Annotated in this window: 4 protein-coding genes, 2 tRNA genes and 1 pseudogene; all 7 read left to right on the forward strand. The window is 64.3% G+C overall.

Annotated features, from left to right (window positions below; genetic code table 11):
- A pseudogene (locus ACTHNC_RS19300) lies at window positions 1–283 on the forward strand (DNA replication/repair protein RecF); the annotation flags it as partial.
- Window positions 280–762, forward strand: coding sequence for a DUF721 domain-containing protein (locus ACTHNC_RS19305; RefSeq protein ID WP_440296258.1), 483 nt, complete (start codon window positions 280–282; stop codon window positions 760–762). The pseudogene ACTHNC_RS19300 and the gene ACTHNC_RS19305, both read left to right, overlap by 4 nt.
- 124 nt (window positions 763–886) lie before the next feature.
- Window positions 887–2,878, forward strand: coding sequence for a DNA topoisomerase (ATP-hydrolyzing) subunit B (gene gyrB, locus ACTHNC_RS19310; RefSeq protein ID WP_440296259.1), 1,992 nt, complete (start codon window positions 887–889; stop codon window positions 2,876–2,878).
- A gap of 41 nt (window positions 2,879–2,919) precedes the next feature.
- Window positions 2,920–5,571, forward strand: coding sequence for a DNA gyrase subunit A (gene gyrA, locus ACTHNC_RS19315; protein ID WP_440296260.1), 2,652 nt, complete (start codon window positions 2,920–2,922; stop codon window positions 5,569–5,571).
- Complete coding sequence (locus ACTHNC_RS19320; protein WP_440296261.1) at window positions 5,564–5,974, forward strand: DUF3566 domain-containing protein; 411 nt, start codon at window positions 5,564–5,566, stop codon at window positions 5,972–5,974. Before gyrA ends, ACTHNC_RS19320 begins: the two co-directional genes overlap by 8 nt.
- A gap of 76 nt (window positions 5,975–6,050) precedes the next feature.
- Window positions 6,051–6,124: transfer RNA gene (locus ACTHNC_RS19325), tRNA-Ile, on the forward strand.
- A 14-nt stretch (window positions 6,125–6,138) separates the two neighbouring features.
- Window positions 6,139–6,211 (forward strand) — tRNA-Ala (locus tag ACTHNC_RS19330).
- Window positions 6,212–6,661 lie beyond the last annotated feature (450 nt).

The following is a 6,661-nucleotide window of genomic DNA, read 5'->3' on the forward strand; positions in this document are numbered from 1 at the left end:
GCTTTCGCTGCGGCTGGCATCCGCACAGCTGCTGCGCGAGCACTCGACCACCGGCGACCCCGTGCTGATCCTCGACGACGTGTTCGCCGAGCTGGACCAGAAGCGCAGGGCGCGACTTGCGGCATCCGTGCACGACTTCGAGCAGGTCCTCGTCACCTCGGCGGTGCTCGACGACGTGCCCGATGCGTTGCGCGCTCACACCGTACACATCGAGGCCGGCCGCGTCATCGAGTCCGGGCAGGACGACCCGGAGGATGCGCCGGCGGAGGAATCGCCGGGATGAGCGAGGCATCCGACTTCTACCGCCACCTCAAGGAGCTGTTCGGTGCGGATCCCGCGCGCGGTCAGCGGCGAAGCGCGCGGACGGCGCGCACGGAACGATCGGGGAGCCAGCCGTTCGAGCCGGGTAGGGAACCTCGTGGACTCGGCGGCGTGATCGATTCCCTCACCGACGAGCTCGGCTGGAGTTCGCCGCTGGCCAAGTCCGAGCTGATCGCGGCGTGGACGGATGTCGTCGGCGAGGAGACCGCGAAGCACTCGGAGCCGGTCGAGGTAGAAGGGGGCGTTCTGACCGTGCGCTGCGACTCGACGAGCTGGGCGACGCAGCTGCGGCTGATGCGCGGAGAGCTGCTGCAGCACATCGAACGGCGTTATCCGGATGCGGGTGTGGAAAGTATCCGGTTTTTGGGGCCCGACGTCCCCACCTGGAAACGCGGCCCCAGGTCGGTTCCAGGGCGCGGTCCACGCGACACCTACGGTTGAGCGGCCAAATCTGGTCACCCCTGCATTTCCATCGCCTCAGAGGGCCGTTTCGCCCCCGATCCTCAGTCCGCTCTTGGTAGAATGAGTGGTCACCATAAATGTGCGGTCAGGAGCCCTAAACCGAATGACGACAGAACCGAATACGGCTGGAACCGACAACGATTACGGCGCGAGCCAGATTCAGGTTCTCGAAGGACTCGAAGCGGTCCGCAAGCGGCCCGGCATGTACATCGGATCCACCGGTCCGCGCGGTCTGCACCACCTCGTCACCGAGATCGTCGACAACGCTGTGGACGAGTACCTGGCGGGGTATGGCGACCACATCGATATCACGTTGACCAAGGACGGCGGAGTGCGCGTGGTCGACAACGCGCGCGGCATCCCTGTTGACATCCACCAGCCAGAGGGCATCTCCACGGTCGAGCTGGTGCTCACCGTGCTGCACGCCGGCGGCAAATTCGGTGGCGGAGCCTACGCGGTATCCGGCGGTCTGCACGGCGTCGGCTCCTCGGTGGTGAACGCACTCTCGAGCCGCCTCGAGGTCGAGGTGAAGAACCAGGGGCACGTCTGGACGCAGAGCTATCACAACGGTGTTCCGGATGCGCCGCTGAAGCAGGGCGAGACCACGACCGAGACCGGCACGACGATCACGTTCTGGCCGAGCAGCGACACGTTCGAGACGGTGGAGTTCGACTACGACACCCTTCGCACCCGGTTCCAGCAGTACGCGTTCCTCAACAAGGGGCTGAAGATCTCGCTCTGGGACAAGCGGGAGCGTGAGGCGTTGGACGAGGAGGGCGAGGTCGTTCCCGAGCGGAACGACACATTCCTCTACCAGCGCGGGCTCGAGGACTACGTCGAGTATCTGAACTCGGCGAAGCGCGCCGAGGTGGTCAACGACGAGATCATCTCGTTCGAGTCCGAAGACACCGAGCGCAAGATCGCGCTCGAGGTCGCCATGCAGTGGACCACTGCCTACACCGAGAGCGTGCACACGTACGCGAACACGATCAACACGCACGAGGGTGGAACCCACGAAGAGGGTTTCCGTGCGGCGCTGACGACGTTGGTCAACAGGTATGCCCGGGACAAGGGCATCCTGAAGGACAAGGACGACAACCTCTCCGGCGAAGACGTTCGTGAGGGACTCACCGCCGTGATCTCGGTCAAGCTCGGTGAGCCGCAGTTCGAGGGCCAGACGAAGACCAAGCTCGGCAACACCGAGGCGAAGGCGTTCGTGCAGAAGGTGGTCGGCGATCAGCTCGGCGACTGGTTCGACCGCAATCCGAACCAGGCGAAGGAGATCATCCGCAAGGCCATCCAGGCGGCCAGCGCCCGCATGGCGGCGCGAAAGGCGCGAGACACCGCTCGTCGTAAGGGTCTTCTCGAGGGTGGCGGGATGCCAGGAAAGCTCTCGGACTGCTCCAGCCGCAACCCAGCGGAGAGCGAGATCTTCCTCGTCGAGGGTGACTCGGCAGGCGGCTCGGCGAAGCAGGGACGCAACCCGGCGACCCAGGCCATCCTTCCGCTGCGCGGCAAGATCCTGAACGTGGAGAAGGCACGGCTCGACCGGGCCCTGGCGAACGCCGAGATCCAGGCGATGATCACCGCCTTCGGCACGGGCATCGGCGAGGAGTTCAACGGAGAGAAGGCCAGGTACCACAAGATCGTGTTGATGGCCGACGCGGATGTCGACGGCCAGCACATCACCACTCTGCTGCTCACCCTGCTGTTCCGCTACATGCGCCCGCTGATCGAACTCGGCTACGTGTACCTCGCTCAGCCACCCCTGTTCCGGCTCAAGTGGTCTAACGCCGACCACCAGTTCGTGTACTCCGACCGTGAGCGGGACGCACTCCTTGCTGACGGGCTGGCCGCGGGCAAGCGCATCCCGAAGGACAACGGCATCCAGCGCTACAAGGGTCTCGGCGAGATGAGCTACCAGGAGCTCTGGGAGACCACGATGAACCCGGAGACCCGCACGCTCAAGCAGGTGACCATGGAGGATGCCGCGGCCGCCGACGAGACGTTCGCCACTCTGATGGGAGAGGACGTCGAATCGCGGCGCCACTTCATCCAGAAGAACGCGAAAGACGTTCGGTTCCTCGACATTTGAACACCGCCGGTAACGCACAAGAAGAGACGAAGAAGAAGTAGATGGCAGACGAGACCGACGGCACTGACAACCTCGGCGGCGCGAACACCGACGGTGGGGCGACAGACGTCGATCACGCGGGCGATGGCATCGTGCACGGCAGGATCGAGCCGGTCGAGCTGCAGCTGGAGATGCAGCGCAGCTACCTCGACTACGCCATGGCCGTCATCGTCGGCCGTGCCCTTCCCGAGGTGCGCGACGGTCTGAAGCCCGTGCACCGTCGCGTGATCTACGCGATGTACGACGGTGGATACCGGCCTGACCGTGCCTTCTCGAAGTGCTCTCGCGTCGTCGGTGACGTGATGGGTCAGTTCCACCCGCACGGCGACACGGCCATCTACGACACCCTGGTTCGTCTCGTTCAGCCGTGGAGCCTGCGCTACCCGCTCGCGCTCGGGCAGGGCAACTTCGGATCGCCGGGTAACGACGGCGCGGCCGCGATGCGGTACACCGAGACGAAGATGGCGCCCCTCGCGCTCGAGATGGTTCGGGATATCGACGAGGACACGGTCGACTTCACCGACAACTACGACGGCCGCACGCAGGAGCCGACCATCCTGCCGAGCCGGTTCCCCAACCTGCTCGTGAACGGATCGGTGGGCATCGCGGTCGGCATGGCCACGAACATCCCGCCGCACAACATGCGCGAGGTCGCGGCCGGTGCGCTGTGGGCGTTGGAGCACCCGGATGCCTCGCGCGAGGAACTGCTCGAGGCGCTCATGGAGCGCATCAAGGGACCCGACTTCCCGACCGGCGCGCAGATCCTCGGGGTCAAGGGGATCCACGACGCGTACCGCACGGGTCGTGGATCCATCACGATGCGCTCCGTGGTGAACGTGGAGGAGATCCAGGGCCGTACGTGCCTGGTGGTCACCGAGCTTCCCTACCAGGTCAACCCGGACAACCTGGCGATCAAGATCGCCGAGTTCGTGAAGGACGGCCGCATCGCCGGTATCGCGGACATCCGTGACGAGTCCAGCGGCCGCACCGGTCAGCGTCTGGTGATCGTGCTGAAGCGCGACGCGGTCGCGAAGGTCGTGCTGAACAACCTGTACAAGCACACGCAGCTGCAGGAGAACTTCGGCGCCAACATGCTCGCCATCGTCGACGGCGTGCCGCGCACGCTTCCGCTCGACGGCTTCGTGACCGCGTGGGTCGACCACCAGATCGACGTGATCGTGCGGCGCACCCAGTTCCGTCTGCGTAAAGCGGAAGAGGATGCGCACATCCAGCGTGGTCTCGTGAAGGCGCTCGACGCGCTCGACGAGGTGATCGCGCTCATCCGTCGTTCGCCGAGCGCCGACGAGGCGCGGGCGGGACTGATGGAGCTGCTCGACGTCGACCAGGTTCAGGCGGATGCCATCCTGTCCATGCAGCTGCGCCGCCTCGCGGCCCTCGAGCGGCAGAAGATCATCGACAACCTCGCACGGCTCGAGGCGGAGATCGCCGACTACAAGGCGATCCTCGCCGACGAGGCGCGTCAGCGCTCGATCGTGTCGGAGGAGCTCGCTGAGATCGCCGAGAAGTACGGTGACGAGCGGCGCACGAACATCCTCTACGGCTTCGACGGCGACATGAGCGTCGAAGACCTCATTCCGGAAGAGGAGATGGTGGTCACCGTCACCCGCGGCGGCTACATCAAGCGCACCCGTAGCGACAACTATCGCTCGCAGCACCGCGGAGGCAAGGGCGTGAAGGGCGCGCAGCTGCGCGGCGAGGATGTCGTCGACCACTTCTTCGTGACGACCACGCACCACTGGCTGCTCTTCTTCACGACCAAGGGCCGGGTGTACCGGGCCAAGACGTACGAGGTGCCGGAGGCGGGCCGCGACGCGAAGGGCCAGCACGTGGCGAATCTTCTCGCGATGCAGCCGGACGAGGAGATCGCCGAGATCCTCGACATCCGCGATTACTCCGCGGCCAAGTATCTCGTGCTCGCCACTCGCGACGGTCTCGTGAAGAAGACCGAGCTGAAGGAATACGACACCAACCGCACGGGTGGGATCATCGCGATCCGGCTTCGTGAGGAGGACGAGCTCATCTCGGCGCTGCTCGTCGAGGAGGACTCGGACATCCTGCTCGTCTCCCGCAAGGGCATGTCACTGCGGTTCACCGCGACCGACGAGGCACTGCGTCCGATGGGTCGCTCGACCTCCGGTGTGATCGGCATGCACTTCCGCGATGACGACGCGCTGTTGGATGCCGCGGTGATCGCGACCTCGGGCGCGGATCGCAGCGAAACCTCAGCTTCCGCGGATGACGGTTACGTCTTCGTCGTGACGGAGGGCGGGTACGCCAAGCGCACGGCAGTCGATCAGTACCGACGGCAGGGACGCGGCGGCCTGGGAATCAAGGTGGCCAAGCTGAGTGATGACAGAGGCGACCTCGCGGGCGCCCTGATCGTCGAGGACGAGGACGAGGTTCTCGTGGTTCTTGCCAGCGGCAAGGTGGTACGCTCTGCCGTGGCCGAGGTGCCGGCGAAGGGCCGTGACACCATGGGTGTCGTGTTCGCACGCTTCGCTGATGACGACAAGATCATCGCCATCGCCCGAAACAGCGAGCGGAATCTGGACGCTCACGACGCCGAACCGGTCGAGGAGTCGACCGATGCGGAGGCCGAGCAGCCCGGAAAGGACAACACCGTAGATGAGTAGTGTGGCGGAACGATTGGCGCAGAAATCCAGCTCGCGTAAGGGGCCGGCCAAGCAGGTCAGGCTTCGCCTCGTCTACATCGACTTCTGGTCGGCGGTGAAGCTGTCGTTCCTGGTGGGCCTGTGCCTGGCTATCATCTCGATCGTCGGTTCGTTCCTGATCTGGATCGTGCTGGATCAGACCGGCATCTTCGACAACCTGAACAGCCTGTTCAAAGACATCTCCGGCACCAGCGGCAGCGATCTGAAGTCGATTCTCAGCCTCGGCACCGTCATGGGCTTCTCGATCGTCGTCGCCATCCTGAACCTGGTGATCACGACGGCCCTCGGAGCCGTCTGCTCGCTGCTGTACAACCTCAGCGTGAAGATCACCGGCGGCCTGCTGATCGGCTTCACGAATAACTGACGGGTGCCTGCACGCGATTCGCGTGATCGGAGGCGCTCAGGTAGTCTGTCATTCGGCCATTTCGATGGTCGATCTCGGGGATATAGCTCAGGCGGTTAGAGCGCTTCGCTGATAACGAAGAGGTCCGAGGTTCAAGTCCTCGTATCCCCACCGAATATCCGTCGGGGGCCTTAGCTCAGTTGGTAGAGCGCCTGCTTTGCAAGCAGGAAGTCAGGAGTTCGATTCTCCTAGGCTCCACAGTGAATCACTAGGGAAGCGCTCGAGGAGACGGCAACGTATACACATTGGTATACACATCCGAATGGCGTCCTGCATCGTATTGGATCACGTTCCCCGGATACTCCGACGGACCACAGGCGCTGTCCGATCGGCTCCGTTGACCGTCCCCTCGTCAGCGTACGACCGATGCTGCGCGTCCGTCCCGCCGGGCCTGTTTTATGTGACCTCGGATCCCTGACCGTTGAGTGAGGGAGACCTGTCTCCTGCCGTCCCGGTAGCTGCGATCACGAGTGTGCAGCGGGGGTGAAGCGAGGGGAGGGATCGCTTGTGTCGACGACGTCTGAAAAGTAGGCCGATGTGACGGTCGAAAAGTAGGCCACTGATTCGTCGTGTTCAGTCTGCCGTGTCTTGGGTTTTGATGCTCGGGAGACTGTCGATCCCGCGTCCGCGCAGCCGGTAGCTGGCGCC

Source organism: Humibacter sp. (assembly GCF_051954055.1).
GTDB lineage: Bacteria > Actinomycetota > Actinomycetes > Actinomycetales > Microbacteriaceae > Humibacter.